Below are 16,613 nucleotides of genomic sequence, written 5' to 3'. Positions count from 1 at the left end.
TCGCACACGCCGGAGACCACTGCCGTCTTCTTGATCTTCTTGGCCGTGGACATGACCGTCGCGAGCACGTCCTTGGCCGTTGCCTTGCCGCGCACGACTTCGAGCAGCTTCATCACGTTGGCGGGGCTGAAGAAGTGCATGCCGACCACGTCCTGCGGACGCTTCGTGAAGGCGGCAATCTTGTCGACGTCCAGCGTGGAGGTGTTCGAAGCCAGGATGGCGCCGGGCTTGGCGACGCGATCGAGTTCCTTGAAGACCTTTTCCTTGACGCCCAGTTCTTCGAACACCGCCTCGATGATGAGGTCCGCGTCCTTCAGGTCGTTGTAGTCGAGCGTGGTGCTCAGGAGCGCCATGCGCTGCTCGTACTTGTCCTGCTTGAGCTTGCCCTTCTTGACCTGGGATTCGTAGTTCTTCTTGATGGTGGCGATGCCGCGATCAAGCGCCTCCTGCTTCATCTCGAGAATCTTGACGGGGATGCCCGCGTTCAGGAAGTTCATCGAGATGCCGCCGCCCATGGTGCCCGCGCCGATCACGCCGACGGACTTGATGGCGCGCTGGGGCGTGTCTTCCGGCACGTCCGGAATCTTGCTGGCGGCGCGCTCCGCAAAGAAAGCATGGCGCAGCGAAGCGCTCTCCGGGGTCCACACGAGTTCCGTGACCGCGGCGCGCTCGTACGCCACGGCGGCATCGAAGTCCAGCCGCACCGACTGGGCAACGCAGTCCAGACAACGCAGGGGCGCGGGATAGTTGCGCGAACTGGCCGCGACCATGTTGCGCGCGAACTGCAGGTAGGCCTCGGGGTTCGGATGGTGCACCTTCAAGTCGCGCGAACGTGGCAGCGGTCGCACGTCGGCCATGTCCCGTGCGAACTCGATGGCGGCGAGAAGAACATCCGCCCGCACGATCCGGTCGAACAATTTCTGAGAGGGAATCGCCGCCAGCACGTCGCTCATCACCGTGTCACCGGTCACGATCATGTTGAGGGCGGGCTCGAGCCCGATCAGGCGCGGCAGGCGCTGGGTGCCGGTGGCACCGGGCAGAATGCCGATGCGAACCTCCGGCAGCGCGACCTGCGTACCGGTCAGGACCACGCGGTAGTGGCACCCCATCGCAAGTTCGAGGCCACCCCCCATCACGACACCGTGGATCGCAGCAATCACAGGCTTGCTGGCGCCTTCGACGATCCGGATGACATCCACCAGGTCCGGGGCGGCGGTGGCCTCCGGCTTGTTGAATTCGCGGATGTCCGCGCCGCCACAGAAGGCGCGACCTTGTCCCGTCAGCACGATGGCACGGACCGCCGCATCGTCCTGCGCGCGCGCCACCGATTCGGCGATGAAGCGCCGGTTGCCCAGGCCCAGGCTGTTGACGGGCGGGTTGTCCATCGCAAGGACGGCGATGCCGTCTCGCACTTCGTAGCTGGCTGTCACGCATGTTCCTTTCGGCGTTGATGCCATCCGATGTTCCCGCACGCGCGATGCGGCTGCATCAACACGCCGCATGCGGCGGATGAAAAGCCTTCATGCGGAGGACGCCCCGGCGCGCGCCAGTCGGGGCACTATCGGAGCATGGCCCATCCATCCGCGGCCCACCCCACCTGACCCCACTTCATACATGCCATGCCTCTTCTGAACCGGGACAACCTCCAGCAATACGTCGGCCAATCCATCGGCAGCTCATCATGGGTGGAGGTGCCGCAATCGCGCATCGACGCCTTTGCCGATTGCACCGAAGACCGCCAGTGGATCCACATCGACGTCGAACGCGCCAAAAGCGAGAGCCCTTTCGGCGCGCCGGTTGCGCATGGCTTTCTCACGCTCTCGCTGCTCCCGATCACCTCGTATGAACTGCTCGGCGGGCTGAAGCCCACCAAGTCGGTCAACTACGGGCTCGACAAGCTGCGCTTCATGGCGCCGGTGCGTGCCGGCTCACGCGTGCGCAATCACATCAAGCTGCTGGCCGCCGAGCCGCGCGAAGACGGCTGGACGTTGCTTCGCACCGAAAACACGGTCGAGATCGAAGGCCAGGACAAGCCCGCGCTCGTGGCGGTCTCGCTGGGCCTCTTTTCCTGGTCGTGACGCCGGCCTTTTCAATCCACCCCTCACTCCATTCAACAACATGCAATTCGAATACACCCCCAAGGTCCAGGATCTCCAAAGCCGCCTCCTCGCTTTCATGGACGAACACATCTATCCGAACGAGAAGCGTCGCGAGGAAGAAGCTCACCAGTCCTACCTCAATGCGCAGAAGGGCGGAAGCTACACGACCCTTCCGCTGATGGAGGAACTCAAGCCGAAGGCGCGGGCGGCGGGACTCTGGAACCTGTTCCTGCCCGAGGCCGGCCATGGCGCCGGGCTGACGAACCTCGAATACGCGCCGCTGTGCGAAATCATGGGCCGCCGCTACTGGAGCGCCGAAGCTTTCAACTGCAGCGCGCCGGACACGGGCAACACCGAGGTCATCGCGCGCTACGGCTCGCCGGAACAGCAGGAGCGCTGGCTGCGTCCGCTGCTTGACGGCGAGATCCGCTCGTCCTTCGCGATGACCGAACCGGCCGTGGCGTCGTCGGACGCCACCAACATCGAATGCAGCATCCGGCGCGACGGCAACGACTACGTGATCAACGGGCGCAAGTGGTACATCACCGGCGCGATGAACGAGCGCTGCAAGCTGTTCATCCTCATGGGCAAGACCGATCCGGACAACGCCGACCGGCATCGGCAGCAGTCGATGATCATCGTGCCGCGCGACACGCCCGGCGTGACGGTCCTGCGCGACATGGCGCTCATGGGCCACTACGACGCGCCCTTCGGCCATCCGGAAGTGCTGTTCGAGAACGTGCGCGTGCCGGCGTCGAACCTGCTGCTCGGCGAAGGGCGCGGGTTCGAGATCGCCCAAGGACGCCTCGGCCCCGGGCGCATTCATCACTGCATGCGCATGATCGGGATGGCCGAGTCGGCGCTGGAGATGATGTGTGAGCGCGTGGTCTCTCGCGTGGCCTTCGGCAAGCCGCTGTCCGAACAGGGCGTGTGGCGCGAGCGCATTGCCAAGGCCCGCATGCTGATCGACCAGACGCGCTGGATGGTGCTGCATGCCGCCTGGCGCATGGACACCGTCGGCAACAAGGTGGCAGCGAAGGAGATCGCCATGATCAAGGTCATCGCGCCGAACAACTGCGTGCAGGTGATCGACGACGCCATGCAGGCCTTCGGCGCGGCCGGCTTGAGCCAGGACACGCTGCTGACATCGTTCTATGCCTATGCCCGCCATCTGCGCGTAGCCGATGGGCCGGACGAGGTTCATCGCAACGCCATCGCCAAGCACGAGCTGGCCGGATACGCCAGGCAGCGTGCGCCGGTCGCGGCGCGTTGAGCCGGGCGGCTCAGTTCACCGCCATCGAGCCGGCAGGATCACGCAGCATTCGCCGCAGCAGCTTGCCGTTCTTCGATGACGGCAGGCCGTTGCGGAAGATGACGGTGCGCGGCACCTTGTAGTGCGACATGTGCTGCAGGCACCATTCGATGATCCTCTGGTCCGCCCGATCGGTCTGCTGGCCCGCGCGCACGCGCGCGGCGGCCTCGTCCTTGAGCACGACATAAGCCTGCACGGCCTCGCCACGATCCGGGTCGGGCAGGCCGACCACCGCCGCCTGACGCACGTCGGGGTGCATCGCGAGGATGGCCTCGACCTCTTCGGGAAAGACGCTGTAGCTCCAGACCTTGATCATTTCCTTGGTGCGGCCCAGGAAGGTGAGGTAGCCCTCGTCGTCCACGACGCCAACGTCGCCGGTGCGCAGCCAGCCATCGAGCTGCATGGCCTGCGTGGCTTCCGGGTGCAGCCAGTAGCCCTTGTACCGGATGGGCCCGCGCAGCAGGATCTCGCCGCGCTGGCCCGTCGGCAATTCACAGCCGGTGTCGGGGTCGACGATGCGCAGCTCCACGCCAGGCGCGGGCTTGCCATTGGTGCCCCACTTGATGGCATCGGGCGGCATCAGCGTGTCGCAAGTGTGGGTCTCGCTCAGGCCGTAGCCCGCCTCGTAGACGAGGCAGCCGTTCGCGAAGCGGCTCCATCGCCCCGCGAGCGATTCGGTCAGTTGAACGCCGAAACTGGTGCCGACCGTGGTGCGCAGCGACGACAGATCGTAGGTGGCCGCGTCGTCACACGCCATGGTCGACGGCAAGGAAGGCGCCATGGTGTACCACCAGCTCACATTGCAGGCCTCGATGGCCTGCAGCACGGCCGTCGCATCGAAGCGGTGCAGCAGCACGACGGTCGCCCCTGCATAGATGGGAATGGCCAGGCCGGTCATCATTCCCGAAATGTGGTGCAACGCGACGTCGGCCAGCATCACGTCGTCACTGCCGATCCTGAAGCTGTCGGCGCTCACCGCGGTCTTGTAGAGCGCGCATTCGAAGCTGATCATCGCGCCCTTCGGCAGCCCGGTGCTGCCCGAGGTGTAGGCCATGAGCGAGACGTCGTCCATCGCGATGGTGTCCACCGGCGTGAAGGAATCCGCCTCGGCCAGCGCATCGGCGAAGTCGATGACACAGGCTGGCAGCGGCGGCGCCGGCTCGTGCCGCAGCCGGATGTTGCACGGCACGTCCATCGCCAGTGTCGCCGGGAGCATCTCTCCGTAGCGGACCGCGAAGACGTGCGCCACGGTGCGCATCGCACTGGAGCCGAGCACGACCTTGAGGAGTTCCTCGCCGGCCACGATGGCGCTGGCATCCAGTTCGTTGAGCTGGTGCTCCAGCTCGTAGGCGCGGGCATCGGGGTTGCAGGGGCTCACGATGGCGCCGAGCTTTTGCACGCCGAAGTGCGCGATGAGGTATTGCGGACAGTTGTGCAGGAAGAGCGCCACCACGTCGCCCTGGCCGATGCCGCGGTCACGCAGGCTTTGGGCGAAACGGTCGCTCAGGTCGTCCAGTTCGGCGTACGAGATCCGGCGCCCGTACCAGATCAATGCCGGCTTGTCCGGCGTGCTGCGGGCGTGCAGGCGCAAATACTCATGCAGCGGCTGAGAGCCGTGGCGGTAAGCGATCATGCTGGCGTGTCTCCGAGGCGGTCTGCTCGTCCGGATTCGGCCCACTATGCGGGACGCCCGGTTTGTGCACGATCATGCGGCCTTGCACCGGAAGCGACAAGCGCAGGTCAATGAATATTGAGCATGCAAGTGCATTTCCCCGCTGCATGGACCTGCGGGCACGCCCTCTTGCAGGACATGCCCAATCGTGTTGACGCGATGCGCCTCAGGCTGGTTGGCCGACGCGGCGGCGAGCAGGCTTCACGTCCTGCGCCGGAATCTGCGCGCCGCGCTCGCGCAGATAGGCGAGGATCGGCGCCGAGGTGCGCTCGATCTCGTCATGGACGCCGCGCCGTGCTACCTCGCCGTCGTGCTTGCGCAGCCCGCGCATCACCATGTGGTGCGGATGCTGCTTGCGAGGCTGCCCGAGCGCATGCGTCTGCAGCGCCTTCATGAGCGGCCCGCATTGCAGCCACAAGCTCTCGACGATGCGCTGCAGCACCGGCATGGCAGCCAACGCATACACGGCCATGTGAAAGCGCTCGGATTCGAGCAGCTCGCCGGCCATGTCGCCCGCCTCGCGCAAGGCGGCCATGCGCTCGTGGATGGCTTCGAGCTTCTTCAGGTCGTCGGCGCTGGCACGCTGGGCCGCGCGGGCCGCCGCCTGCCCTTCGAGCATGAGGCGAAGCTCGCGCACCTCGGCGAAGCGCTCCTCGCTCATGATCGGCACCCGCACCGAATGGTGACCCACCTGTTCGAGCGCCTGCTCCGAGATGAGCCGCGCCAGCGCCTCCCGCACAGGGGTCGGGCTGATGCCCATCTCGGCCGCGAGATCGCGCAGCTTGAGCTTTTCGCCGGGCGCGAACCGGCCGGCCTTGAGGTCGCGGCACAGCCGGGCATAGGCCTGCGCGTTGAGGCTGTCGCGAGTGAGAAGGTCTTCCATGGCGTGCGAGGCATGCGGAAACACGCCTTTGTCAATTGTCAAATAGCGAATATGTTATTTCAAATGGTGCCGCTCTGATCAACGGCCCGTGAACGCAGGAGCGCGCTTTTCCAGGAAATGCGCCACACCTTCGCGGAAATCCTCGCTCGCAAAAGAGGCCTGCATTTCCTCATCGGCGCGGCGCCAGGCGGTGTCCAGGTCCTGGAAGAGACTGTCGTACACCTGCCGCTTGATGACGCCGATGGAACGCGGCGAGGCGTTCTCGGTCATCTCGCGCGCGATCGCCTGGACTGCCGCCAGGAAGCCTTCGGCCGGCAATGCCTTGATCAGCCCGAGCGATGCCGCCTCCGCCGTGACCAGCGTGCGCGCCGACAGAAGCAGGTCGAGTGCATGCGTCGGGCCGATCAGCCTCGGCAACATCCACGAGATGCCGTGCTCGGCGATCAGCCCGCGCTTGGCAAAGGCGGTCGTGAGCTTCTGCCCCTCGGCCATGTAGCGGAAGTCGCAGAAGACGGCCATGCACAGGCCGATGCCGGCGATCGGGCCATTGATGGCCACGAAGATGGGCTTGCGCACGCGCAGCAGATAGCTGAAGCGCCATGTGTAGTTGGCTTCGATGCCATTGGCTGAGCGGGATCCGGCGGCCACCGGAATGGTGGTGTCAGCCGCACCGGCTGCGCCCGCTTCGAGAATGTCCATGTCCGCCCCGGCGCAAAAGCCCCGGCCCGCGCCGGTGACCACGATGGCGCGCACCCCCTCATCGGCCTCGGCAGCTTCGACCGCCTGGCGGAACTCGGTCTCCATGCGGTGCGTCCATGCGTTGAGTCGCTCGGGCCGGTTCAGCGTGATGGTGAGGATGCGGCCTTCGGTCGCGATGGTGATGTCCTGGAAGCTCATCGATGTCCTTCCTTTCTCAGGCTTCGCCGCCGATGGTGGCGCCGCCGTCGATGACGATGGTCGTGCCGGTGATGAAGCGCCCCGCATCGGAGCCCAGCAGCAGTGCGGCTCCGGCAATGTCTTCCGGATCACCGATGGCGTTGAGCGGGCTGGACGCCAGCGCCGCGGCCAGCGTCTTCGGGTTGTCCCACAACGCCTTGGCGAAGTCGGTCTTGATGAGGCCCGGCGCGATGCAGTTGGTGCGCACGCCCTGCTTGCCCCACTCCAAAGCGAGATTGCGCGCGAGCTGCATGTCGGCCGCTTTCGAGATGGCATAGGCGCCCAGCACGCGCGAGCCCGTCAGGCCGGCGATCGAGCTGACGATGACGATCGAGCCGCCGCCCCGCTCCGCCATTCCCGGCGCAACCCGGTTGACCAGCCACAGGTTCGACCGGATGTTCACATCCATCACCTTGGAGAAGGCTTCGTCGCTGATGCCGGACATCGGCCCGTAGTACGGATTGACGGCCGCGTTGCAGACCAGCACGTCGACCGGCCCATAGGCTTTCTCGGTCTGGTCGACCAGCGCGGTCACCTGTTGCTTGCTGGAAATGTTGCAGGCGACGGCGATGGCTTCCAGGCCTTCGCCGCGCAACTGCTCGACCACCGCATTGCAAGCGTCGACCTTGCGGCTGGTGACCACGACGCGCGCACCCGCGCGGGCATAGGCGATGGCGATGGCACGACCGATGCCGCGCGACGATCCGGTGACGATGGCAGTCTTGCCCTTGAGAGAAAAGCGGTCCACGGCGGGCTCCTTCAACGGTTGACGAACTTCGGCGCACGCTTCTCGACAAAGGCGCGGGCCGCTTCCTGGTGGTCTTCGGTCATGCCGCAGCGAATGTGGCGGATGGCCTCGTGGTCGAGTGCCTGCGCCAAGGTGGCGCCCTGCTCCGCTGCGTTGAGATTGGCCTTGATGTGACCGAGCGTGATTGAAGGCCCGTCGGCCAGTTGCTGCGCGAGAGCGCGCCCTTCGGCGTCGAGTTCGGCGTCCGGCACCACGCGCGTGACCAGTCCCAGCTGGAGCGCTTCGTCGGCCTTGAGCACGGGCGAGAGCAAAGCGAAGGCACGCGCCCGCTGCCCCAGCAGCTTGGTCAGGAAATAGGTGCTGCCGAAGTCGCCCGACAGGCCGACCTTGGCGAAGGCCGATGTGAGCTTGACCGTGTCGCTCGCCAACAGCAGATCGCACGCGAGCGCGAGCGACAAGCCGGCGCCGGCCGCTGCGCCGCGAACCACCGCGATAGTGGGCTTGGACATCTCGTGCAGCAGCCGCGAGCACTCCATGTGTTCGCGAAGCTGCAGGGTGCGGGATTCAAGCGTGTGGCGGGTCGCGTCGTCTTCGGCCATGGCCTTGACGTCACCGCCGGCACAGAAGGCGCGCCCTGCGCCCGTCAGAACGACGGCCCGCACTTCGTTGTCGACCGCGGCGCGGCGCAGCGCCGCAAGCAGCGCTTCGGTCATCGGCATGGTCAGCGCATTGAGGCGTTCCGGCCTGTTGAGGGTGAGCGTCAGTACGCCCGCTTCGAATCGTTCGATGAGCTCGGTGGTCAAGTGGGTGTCTCCTATTGTGGCTGCGTGTCGTTGATGTTCACCGGGTGGCAAGCGGGTCGGGTTCAAGCCCAAGCCACTGCTGGAGTACCTCGGCATTGTGTTCGCCGACTTCCGGCATGGCGCGCTCGATGGTGAGCGGAGTCGCCGAGAGATGAATGGTCACGCCCTGCACCGGCACGCTGGTGCCGCCGAAGGGGATGTCGGCGATGGCGCCTCGATGGCGAAGCTGAGGGTTGTCGACCACTTCGTCGATCGTCGCGATCTTGGCGCAGGGCACACCCTCGGCTTCGAGGCGGGCGACGATCTCATCCGCCTTGTGCGCGAGCATCCAGTCGGCCACGATGCTTTCCACTGCGTCACGATGTTCCAAGCGGGACGCCATCGACACGAAGCGCGGATCGTCCAGCAGCGCCGGATGCTTCATGGCCCGCACGACGCGTGGGAACATGTTGTCGTCGCCGCCCACGATCAGCACATAGCGGTCGTCGCCGGTGGCAAAAGTATTCGAAGGCGCCACGAAGCGGTCGCGGCTGCCGACGCGCGTCATGGTGGTACCGAAGAGCTTCTGCTGCGGGATCGCCGTCATGAGCAGCGATGCGGCGCTCTCCAGCAGCGAAACATCGACCAGTTGCCCCTGCCCCGTCGCATGCCGCGCATTGAGCGCAGCAAGGATGCCCAGCGCGGCATACATGCCCGTGGTGTAGTCGCACACGAAGGAGCCGATCATGGTCGGCGGCCCATCCTCGGCGCCCGTCATGTCCATCAGGCCGCTCATGGCCTGCGCGACGCCGTCGAAGCATTGCTTGTGAGCGAGCGGCCCGTCCTGGCCGAAGCCGGAGATGCGCGTCATCACGAGCCGCGGGTTGAGCGCGTGCACCGCATCCCATCCGAGGCCCATCTTTTCCATCGTGCCCGGACGGAAATTCTCGACCAGCACGTCGGCCTTCGCGATGAGGCTGCGCAGCAGACTGAGCCCACTCTCGCTGCGCAGGTCGAGCGCGAAGCTCTTCTTGTTGCGGTTGACGATGAAGGTATAGAGGCTCTGCCCGTTCACGGCCGGCAAGGCGCGGCGGGCGTATTCGCCCTCTCCCGGCGGCTCGATCTTCACCACTTCGGCGCCCATGTCGCCGAGCATCATGGCGCAGTACGGTCCAGCGATGAAGCGCGACAAATCCAGTACGCGCAGTCCGGCAAGCGATGTCATGAAAGGCGCCTTTGTCTCGTCTCGGTTGTGTTCTTGTCAGTTCTGTATTTGTTATATCATATTCCAACTCGCATCCAAGAACGATCACAAGGAGACAAACGTTTTGACAACGACTTTTCTGAGACTGCGCCAGCTCTGCCTGGTGGCCGCGCAACTGGCGCCGGTGGAAGAAGACCTGTGCGCCGTCTTCGGCGTGAAGGTCTGCCACCGCGATCCCGAGGTGGGGCAGTTCGGCTTGCACAACGCGCTGATGCCCTTCGGCAGCAGCTTTGTCGAGGTCGTCGCGCCGCTGCGCGAAGGCACCACGGCCGGGCGCTACATCGAGCGCCGCAAGGGCGATGGCGGCTACATGGTGATCCTGGACAGCGAGTCGCTGCCGCGCTGGCGGGCGCATGTCGACACGATCGGTGTGCGCATTGCCGCGCCGCTTGCGATCGGCGACTACGAGGGCATGCAACTGCATCCGCGCGACACGGGCGGTGCGCTGCTGGAGATCAACACCACGCGCAACGGCGCGGACCTGAACGGCCCCTACTGGCCTGCCGGACCGCACTGGCGCGATGCCGTCTCGGAACTTCATGTGCGGGGCATCACCGGCGCCGTGCTGCAGGCCCAAGACCCGGAGGCGCTGGCAACGCGCTGGGGCCGCATCCTCCAGCGTTCGGTCGAACGCGGGGACGGCGACTGGCACCTGCGGCTCGACAACGCCGCCCTTCGATTCGTCCCGCTGGGCGACGACCGCGGCGAAGGACTCGCAGGCATCGAACTGTCGGTTCGCGACGCGACCCCAATCCGCAGCGCCGCGCAGGCGCGCGGGCTCGCCAACGACAACACAAGCGTCTCGATCGGCGGCATCCGCTTTTCGCTGCACCCAAAGAACTGACGGAGAGTCATCCATGGAACTGGCCTTTTCGAAGGAAGAGCAAGCGTTTGCCGACGAGGTGCGCAGCTTCATCACCGAGAACCTGCCGCGTGACATCTCGCGGCGCGTGGAGCACGACCTGCACTTGCATCGCGAGGACTTCATGCGATGGCAGCAGATTCTGGGGCGGCGCGGATGGCACGCCTACACATGGCCGATCTCTCAAGGCGGGCCGGGCTGGAACGCCACGCAGCGCTACATCTTCGAGACCATCAGCGCCGAGCTGAACTGCCCGACGATCCAGCCCTTCGGGCCGCGCATGGTGGGGCCGGTGATCTTCAATTTCGGCAACGAGGCGCAGAAGGCGCAGCATCTGCCGGGCATTCGGGCATCGACGACCTGGTGGTGCCAGGGCTATTCGGAGCCCGCATCGGGCTCGGACCTCGCGTCGCTCGCCACGCGGGCCGAAGACCGTGGCGACCACTACCTCGTCAATGGCCAGAAGATCTGGACCTCCTACGCCCACTACGCCGACTGGATGTTCTGCCTGGTTCGCACCAGCCGCGAGGCCAAGGCGCAGCGAGGCATCTCTTTCGTGCTGATCGACATGAAGTCGCCCGGCATCGTCGTGCAGCCGATCCCGATGCTCGAAGGGACGCGTTCCTTCAACGCCGTGTTCCTCACTGACGTGAAGGTGCCCAAGGGCAATCTGGTCGGCGAGGAAGGCAGCGGCTGGACCTACGCGAAGTTCCTGCTCGAACATGAGCGCGTCGAGAATTCGAACATCGGCTTTTCCACCTTCGCCATGCGTCGCCTGCATCGCATCGCATCCGGCGTGCGCCACCGCGGCCGTCCGCTGATCCAGGACCCTGTGTTCCGCGCCAAGGTGTCGGCCGTCGAGTCGCAGCTGAAGGCGCTCGAAATCACGACACTGCGGGCGCTGTCGAGCATGGGAAGCGGCAGCTCCCCTGGCGCTGGACTGGCCTCGGCATTGAAGATTCGCGGCACCGAGATCGGACAGCGAATCACCGAGCTGATCTTCGAGGCGTCGGGGCCGAACGGGCAGGTGCTCGACCCGGCCCAGATGCGCGGCGAGGGGAACCTCGAAGGCATCGAGGCCAGCGTGCGCGGCGCGGCGCCCAACTACTTCTGGCGTCGCGCGATGTCGATCTACGGCGGCAGCAACGAGATCCAGCGCAACATCATCGCGAAGCAGGAGTTGGGGCTATAGGCGCGTGCCAGTCTGAAGGCCACTACATTGAAACTCGTCAAGGAGACGCAGGATGACGCAACCCGAAGAACGCATCGCCATCGATCCGACCCGTGAAAGCTTCAAAGGCCTCTTCGATCGTGTGCCGCCCGACTCGCCAGTGACCATGCTGAACCTGCTGGCCTTTCGCGAGCAGGCCGCTGACGCCCCCGGTGCGCCGCCGCGCTCCGGCCGCGCCGCCTATGCAGCCTACAGCGCGGGCGTGGCGCCGCTACTGGCGAGGGTGGGCGCGCGCGTGGTCTGGCAAGGCGGCGCGCTTCATGCCCTGGTGGCCCCCGCGGGCGAAGCCTGGGACGAGGTGCTGTTGGTGGAGTACCCGTCGCGCGATGCTTTCTCCGCCATGATCAAGTCGCCGGAATACAAGGCGGTCCTCCATCATCGGACTGCCGCCTTGAGCGACGCTCGTCTCATTGCCATGCGCAGTGCGAGGATTCCAAGCGCATGAGACGCTTGCGCAACTCTGTAACCGCACTTTCAACAGTTGTCAGCACGTCCACGTCGAGCTCACTACGAAGCACTGCCGGAGAGCCGCTTTGTCGCACCGCGAAGGTCCGTTCCGTAAAGCGCTGCCTCAACCTCACGCCATTCGTCGGATGCGTCGTTGAAGAGCGCAGAGCACTGACTTCGGAGCCATTGGCTACGGGCATCGTGATGCACCAACCGGTGCCAGTGCTGTTGCACCGAGAACGTCGGGGGATCGAACGGCAGGCCAAGCAACTGCACGGTGCCTAGCTGCGCAAACCGTGCGCCCGTGGCCAATGGCACCGTTGCCAGCAGATCAGTCTCTTCGATGATGGCTGGCAGACTCATGTGGTGCGGAGTGCTCAACACGATGTGACGCTTCAAACCGCGTTGCTCGAGGAACTTCTCAAAGAGATCGTTGCTTCGCGCGGGCGAAGCCACAACCGCGTGGCCGAACTTCAGGAACGCCTTCTCAGTCAACCGGCTGCCCTCCAAGGGATGGCCCTTGCGCACCATGCAGGCATAGGTGTGGACATACAAGCGCTGCTGAAAAAACGACTGCGAGCCGAGGTCCGGAAAGTACCCGAGCGCCAGATCGACTTCTCCCGCGGTCATGGCAGCCTGCAAAGGCCCGTGAGCGAGCGTCGAGCAAGCCACGCGGGCGCCAGGTGCGTGCTCCTGCAGGCGACGCAGCAATCTTGGGAGGAACACGATTTCGGCGACGTCTGCCATGGCAAGACGAAACTCGGTGCGGGTGGTGGCCGGATCGAAGCCAGGTTGCCCGAGCACGCCCTCTGCCACCTGCTCCAGGACAGATCGTGCGGTAGCAATCATGCGTTCTGCGCGCGGCGTCGGTGTCATGCCGTCGGCAGTGCGCACGAAAAGCGGGTCGTCGCAAAGTTGCCTCAACCTGGCCAGCGCACTGCTGAAGCCTGACTGGCTCATGTCCAGCGCGTCAGCCGCGTAGGTCACGCTCCGGGTGCTGTCCAGCGTGACCAGTACCCGGAGCAAGTTCAGGTCGAATGCGGTCGCAAAAGTCTTGTCTATCGATTTCACAGATAGTGATTCTCCGGTTCAGCGTATTGCACGATAGAGGGCCAATACCTAGAGTGGCCCTGCCCTGAACCTGAAGACAGGCGGCTCGATCCGCCGGGACGGAGACACACGATGTTTGTGAAGAACTGTTGGTACGTGGCCGCCTGGGACCACGAAGTGCTTGCCGACACTCTGTTGGCGCGCACGATCCTCGACCAGCCCGTGCTGGTGTACCGCCGAGCCGATGGCGTGGCGGTGGCAATGGACAACCGCTGTGCGCATCGCGGGGCGCCCCTGTCAATGGGGCGGCGCGAAGGTGACGCGATCCGCTGCATGTACCACGGCCTCAAGTTCGGCGCCGACGGTCGGTGCGCCGAAGTCCCAGGGCAAGAGAACATCCCGCCGCGACTGTGCGTTCGCAGCTATCCGGTGCAAGAGCGGGGCCGGTGGATCTGGATCTGGATGGGTGATCCACAGCGCGCTGATCCTGCGCTCATTCCTGACGCCTTCTCACTGAAGCACCCTGAATGGCGTTACAAGCCCGGCTACTTGCATTACGACACCGACTACCTGCTGATCTGCGACAACCTGCTGGACTTTTCGCATCTCTCGTATGTGCATGAGAAGACACTTGGCGGGTCGCCCAACATTGCCCAATCGCGCCCCGAGGTCACACGCCTCGATCGTGGCCTGCACGTCACGCGTGATGTGCGCGACACCGTGCCCGCCCCGTATCACGCACGCCTCGGCGGATTCACGGGGAAGGTGAACAGGCGCTTTGCATACGACTTCCTGGTGCCCGGTGTGTTGCTGATGCACGCTCACGTCAAGCCTGCGGACACGCCGCACGACGACATGACGGGAGCCCTCCAATTCCACAGTTGTCAGGCCCTGACGCCGGAGACCGCCGGCAGCACCCACTACTTCTTCATGCAAGCCCACAAGTTCCGCCTGGACGACGCCACCATCACAGAGTCGATCTATCAAAGCCTGTGCACCGCGTTCGAGGAGGACCGCCAGATCATCCAGGCGCAAAGCGACATGCTGGCTGCGACACCCGGCGGACAAATGCACCCCATCGCGGCCGACAAGGCACTGGCGCAGTTCCGTCGTCTGATACAGGAAATGTGCGGTGCAGAGCAGGAACAAGGCGCATCCGCGGCAGCAATGCCAGTGACGATTCGCGGGTCTGCGCTTGCGTCCAACCCATAACAGGAAGAGGCAACCATGAGAGTGAATTTGCGCATTGCCGCGTTCGCAGCGGCTGCATGGGCTGCGTTGCCAGCCCAGGCCGAGATCGTCATTGGCGCCAGCTTTTCAATCACCGGCCCTGCCGCCGCGCTTGGCATCGCGCCACGCAACACGATGCAGTTGTTCCCCGATCAGATCGGCGGCGAGAAAGTACGCATAGTCGTTCTGGACGATGCCACTGACTCGACCGGGGGTGCCAAGAACGCGCAACGTCTCGTCGCGGACGAGAAGGCCGACGTGATCGTCGGTTCCACCGCGAGCCCGCCTGCACTGGCGATTGCCCAAGTGGCGTTGGCATCGCAGACTGTGCAACTGGCTGCGGCGCCCATCGAACTTCCCGAAGGCGCGGATGCCTTCACCTTTCGCCTCCCACAGGGCATCGCCTTGATGGCTGAGGGCACCGTTGCGCAGATGAAAAAGTCTGGCGTCAAGTCCTTCGCCTTCCTGGGTTACTCCGATTCGTACGGCGAAAGCTGGCTGCGCGAAATGACCCGTTTCGCAGACAAGGAGGGCATCAAACTGGTAGCCGCCGAGCGCTTCTCACGCACGGACTCAAGCGCAACCTCGCAGGCGTTGAAGGTGCTGGCCCACAACCCCGACGCGGTGCTCGTGGTCGCGTCAGGCAGCGGCGCAGTGATGCCTCAGAAGGCCCTGGTTGATCGCGGCTACAAGGGCAAGGTCTACCAGACCTACAGCGCCGTTGCGCCCGACCTGCTGCGAATGGGCGGCAAGGATGTCGAAGGCACGCTGGGCTTGTCGGGGCCCGCGGTGGCGGCCGACCAGTTGCCCGACATTCATCCGTCGAAGAAGGTGGCGCTCGACTTCATCAAGCTCTACGAGTTGAAATTCGGTGCCGGAAGCTACAACCAGTTTGCGGCCAACGTCTGGGGTGCCAAGCTGCTCCTGGACAAGGCGATTCCTCTGGCGCTGAACAAGGCAAAGCCGGGCACTCTGGAGTTCCGCCTGGCGCTCAAGGAAGCACTTGAAGGCATGGGTGAAGTCGTTGTGCCGCAAGGCGTGCTGCGCTACAGCGCGAAAGACCACTATGGGTACGACAGTCGCGCGCGGTTCGTCCTGAGCGCCCAAGGAGGCGCCTGGCGTGGCATCGATTGATGCTCTGTAGCGCCGTTGCCAGGGCAAGCAGGTAGAAGTTGCAAGAGCTCTACCCAGAATTCGCGTTTGGAGCGTTTGCGGTCCTTGCGCCGATGCGCGCGTACTACCGTAGGCGACCATGACCTACCGTTCGCCGACGTCCGCTCTGGAGCGAGCTAAATTAACTTCGATGCGGGAGCGATTGAGCCGGTGTTCTACGCCGGCATTTACCCCCGCCCAAGGAAGCGTCGCACACGACTGACGTCCCCCTCAGCGACGGCAGCGCGTATGGCGGTACTTGATACGCGGACCCCGTCGAGGAAAAAGTCCTCCAACGTGGCCACCTCAAGGCCCACTTCGCAGCCCAGCGTCCTTAAAGTAGTTATGTCACCGCCTCGCTCAGCGCCGAAATGGAAATCCTTCCCGACCAACAGAGACCGAACCGCTAGCTGTCCGACAAGAACGTTAGCTACGAACGATTTAGGTGACATACCCGCGATGGCTTCAGTAAAGGGGAAGACGTAAAGCCTGTCGAGTGCCTGTGTTTCTTCGAGCAGTCGGATCTTGTCGCGTAGCGACGTTAGTCTGACTGGCGCGCGCGCTCCAAGGAAGTACTCGATGGGATGCGGATCGAACGTCAGGGCGCAGGCGGGCAATTGCCGCGCTGCTGCGTTCTGCTTCAATCTCTCGACGACTGCTCGGTGGCCGAGATGTACGCCGTCGAATTTGCCGATCGTGAGAGCGATGGGTGACTCTGATTCGACAGGAATATCGGATATGACTTCCATTTGCGCGTATCCCTTCTTTTCTGGCTCCAGAATCTCGCGACGATGATCCGGCCTCAGCGCCGTCGCCTTCATGCCAGGCACCATAGGCGCAGCAGCCGTCGTGGTGCTGCCCGGTTCAACACAACTTATCTCCGCGGGTGAGGTCGACGCATAGCATGCAGCCTGCGTGGTGCCGGTCGCGTCGACCATGCTCAAC

16 protein-coding genes are annotated in these 16,613 nt (G+C 64.6%); 7 read left to right on the top strand and 9 right to left on the bottom strand.

Annotated features, from left to right (window positions below):
* On the bottom strand, window positions 1–1,430 hold a 1,430-nt coding region (locus AC1DEK_RS29670; RefSeq protein WP_478128907.1), incomplete at its 3' end, for a 3-hydroxyacyl-CoA dehydrogenase NAD-binding domain-containing protein.
* A 189-nt stretch (window positions 1,431–1,619) separates the two neighbouring features.
* Here AC1DEK_RS29670 and AC1DEK_RS29665 point away from each other — a divergent pair.
* The gene (locus AC1DEK_RS29665) at window positions 1,620–2,078 is read left to right on the top strand and encodes a MaoC family dehydratase (RefSeq protein ID WP_478128906.1); all 459 of its coding nucleotides are present in this window, start codon (window positions 1,620–1,622) and stop codon (window positions 2,076–2,078) included.
* Between the two features lie 40 nt (window positions 2,079–2,118).
* Window positions 2,119–3,372 (top strand): acyl-CoA dehydrogenase family protein, encoded by a 1,254-nt coding sequence (locus AC1DEK_RS29660; RefSeq protein ID WP_478128905.1) that lies wholly within the window; start codon window positions 2,119–2,121, stop codon window positions 3,370–3,372.
* 10 nt (window positions 3,373–3,382) lie between these two features.
* Here AC1DEK_RS29660 and AC1DEK_RS29655 read toward each other — a convergent pair whose 3' ends face one another.
* The 6 genes from AC1DEK_RS29655 to AC1DEK_RS29630 form a co-directional block, all read right to left on the bottom strand.
* The gene (locus AC1DEK_RS29655) at window positions 3,383–5,044 is read right to left on the bottom strand and encodes an AMP-binding protein (RefSeq protein ID WP_478128904.1); all 1,662 of its coding nucleotides are present in this window, start codon (window positions 5,042–5,044) and stop codon (window positions 3,383–3,385) included.
* A 205-nt stretch (window positions 5,045–5,249) separates the two neighbouring features.
* Entirely contained in the window at window positions 5,250–6,008 is a 759-nt protein-coding gene (locus AC1DEK_RS29650) for a GntR family transcriptional regulator (RefSeq protein ID WP_478128903.1), read from the bottom strand.
* Between the two features lie 36 nt (window positions 6,009–6,044).
* On the bottom strand, window positions 6,045–6,863 hold the full coding sequence (locus tag AC1DEK_RS29645) for an enoyl-CoA hydratase-related protein (RefSeq protein WP_478128902.1): 819 nt from the start codon (window positions 6,861–6,863) through the stop codon (window positions 6,045–6,047).
* Window positions 6,864–6,879: 16 nt separating this feature from the next.
* Entirely contained in the window at window positions 6,880–7,650 is a 771-nt protein-coding gene (locus AC1DEK_RS29640) for an SDR family NAD(P)-dependent oxidoreductase (RefSeq protein WP_478128901.1), read from the bottom strand.
* Between the two features lie 11 nt (window positions 7,651–7,661).
* Window positions 7,662–8,453: an enoyl-CoA hydratase-related protein gene (locus AC1DEK_RS29635; RefSeq protein ID WP_478128900.1), complete on the bottom strand. Its 792-nt coding sequence runs from the start codon at window positions 8,451–8,453 to the stop codon at window positions 7,662–7,664.
* Between the two features lie 37 nt (window positions 8,454–8,490).
* Window positions 8,491–9,657: a CaiB/BaiF CoA transferase family protein gene (locus tag AC1DEK_RS29630; RefSeq protein ID WP_478128899.1), complete on the bottom strand. Its 1,167-nt coding sequence runs from the start codon at window positions 9,655–9,657 to the stop codon at window positions 8,491–8,493.
* 103 nt (window positions 9,658–9,760) lie between these two features.
* On the opposite strand from AC1DEK_RS29630, the gene AC1DEK_RS29625 reads away from it, so the two are divergent.
* From AC1DEK_RS29625 to AC1DEK_RS29615, 3 genes are read left to right on the top strand one after another with little or no spacing between them, the layout of a single operon-like run.
* Window positions 9,761–10,540, top strand: a complete 780-nt coding sequence (locus AC1DEK_RS29625) for a VOC family protein (RefSeq protein ID WP_478128898.1) — start codon at window positions 9,761–9,763, stop codon at window positions 10,538–10,540.
* Window positions 10,541–10,553: 13 nt separating this feature from the next.
* Complete coding sequence (locus tag AC1DEK_RS29620) at window positions 10,554–11,750, top strand: acyl-CoA dehydrogenase family protein (RefSeq protein WP_478128897.1); 1,197 nt, start codon at window positions 10,554–10,556, stop codon at window positions 11,748–11,750.
* 52 nt (window positions 11,751–11,802) lie between these two features.
* Window positions 11,803–12,234, top strand: coding sequence for a DUF1330 domain-containing protein (locus AC1DEK_RS29615; RefSeq protein ID WP_478128896.1), 432 nt, complete (start codon window positions 11,803–11,805; stop codon window positions 12,232–12,234).
* Between the two features lie 62 nt (window positions 12,235–12,296).
* Here AC1DEK_RS29615 and AC1DEK_RS29610 read toward each other — a convergent pair whose 3' ends face one another.
* Window positions 12,297–13,307 (bottom strand): LysR family transcriptional regulator, encoded by a 1,011-nt coding sequence (locus AC1DEK_RS29610; RefSeq protein ID WP_478128895.1) that lies wholly within the window; start codon window positions 13,305–13,307, stop codon window positions 12,297–12,299.
* A gap of 111 nt (window positions 13,308–13,418) precedes the next feature.
* Here AC1DEK_RS29610 and AC1DEK_RS29605 point away from each other — a divergent pair, with 111 nt between their 5' ends.
* Both AC1DEK_RS29605 and AC1DEK_RS29600 read left to right on the top strand, forming a co-directional pair.
* Window positions 13,419–14,498, top strand: a complete 1,080-nt coding sequence (locus AC1DEK_RS29605) for an aromatic ring-hydroxylating dioxygenase subunit alpha (RefSeq protein WP_478128894.1) — start codon at window positions 13,419–13,421, stop codon at window positions 14,496–14,498.
* A gap of 15 nt (window positions 14,499–14,513) precedes the next feature.
* Complete coding sequence (locus AC1DEK_RS29600; protein ID WP_478128893.1) at window positions 14,514–15,650, top strand: ABC transporter substrate-binding protein; 1,137 nt, start codon at window positions 14,514–14,516, stop codon at window positions 15,648–15,650.
* A 206-nt stretch (window positions 15,651–15,856) separates the two neighbouring features.
* Here the strand turns inward: AC1DEK_RS29600 and AC1DEK_RS29595 are convergent, their stop codons facing one another.
* The gene (locus AC1DEK_RS29595; protein WP_478128909.1) at window positions 15,857–16,606 is read right to left on the bottom strand and encodes a hypothetical protein; all 750 of its coding nucleotides are present in this window, start codon (window positions 16,604–16,606) and stop codon (window positions 15,857–15,859) included.
* Window positions 16,607–16,613: the final 7 nt, after the last annotated feature.

It is taken from the genome of Variovorax sp. 10N420, from assembly GCF_056394705.1.
This window is presented reverse-complemented; position numbering and strand designations above follow the sequence as displayed.

What these genes read in the sequence shown, in the direction of transcription:
- AC1DEK_RS29620 (WP_478128897.1), top strand. Translation starts at nt 10,554, where the DNA reads ATGGAACTGGCCTTTTCGAAGGAAGAGCAAGCGTTTGCCGACGAGGTG.
- AC1DEK_RS29600 (WP_478128893.1), top strand. Translation starts at nt 14,514, where the DNA reads ATGAGAGTGAATTTGCGCATTGCCGCGTTCGCAGCGGCTGCATGGGCT.
- AC1DEK_RS29645 (WP_478128902.1), bottom strand. Translation starts at nt 6,863, where the DNA reads ATGAGCTTCCAGGACATCACCATCGCGACCGAAGGCCGCATCCTCACC.
- AC1DEK_RS29605 (WP_478128894.1), top strand. Translation starts at nt 13,419, where the DNA reads ATGTTTGTGAAGAACTGTTGGTACGTGGCCGCCTGGGACCACGAAGTG.
- AC1DEK_RS29660 (WP_478128905.1), top strand. Translation starts at nt 2,119, where the DNA reads ATGCAATTCGAATACACCCCCAAGGTCCAGGATCTCCAAAGCCGCCTC.
- AC1DEK_RS29630 (WP_478128899.1), bottom strand. Translation starts at nt 9,657, where the DNA reads ATGACATCGCTTGCCGGACTGCGCGTACTGGATTTGTCGCGCTTCATC.
- AC1DEK_RS29665 (WP_478128906.1), top strand. Translation starts at nt 1,620, where the DNA reads ATGCCTCTTCTGAACCGGGACAACCTCCAGCAATACGTCGGCCAATCC.
- AC1DEK_RS29615 (WP_478128896.1), top strand. Translation starts at nt 11,803, where the DNA reads ATGACGCAACCCGAAGAACGCATCGCCATCGATCCGACCCGTGAAAGC.
- AC1DEK_RS29595 (WP_478128909.1), bottom strand. Translation starts at nt 16,606, where the DNA reads ATGGTCGACGCGACCGGCACCACGCAGGCTGCATGCTATGCGTCGACC.
- AC1DEK_RS29655 (WP_478128904.1), bottom strand. Translation starts at nt 5,044, where the DNA reads ATGATCGCTTACCGCCACGGCTCTCAGCCGCTGCATGAGTATTTGCGC.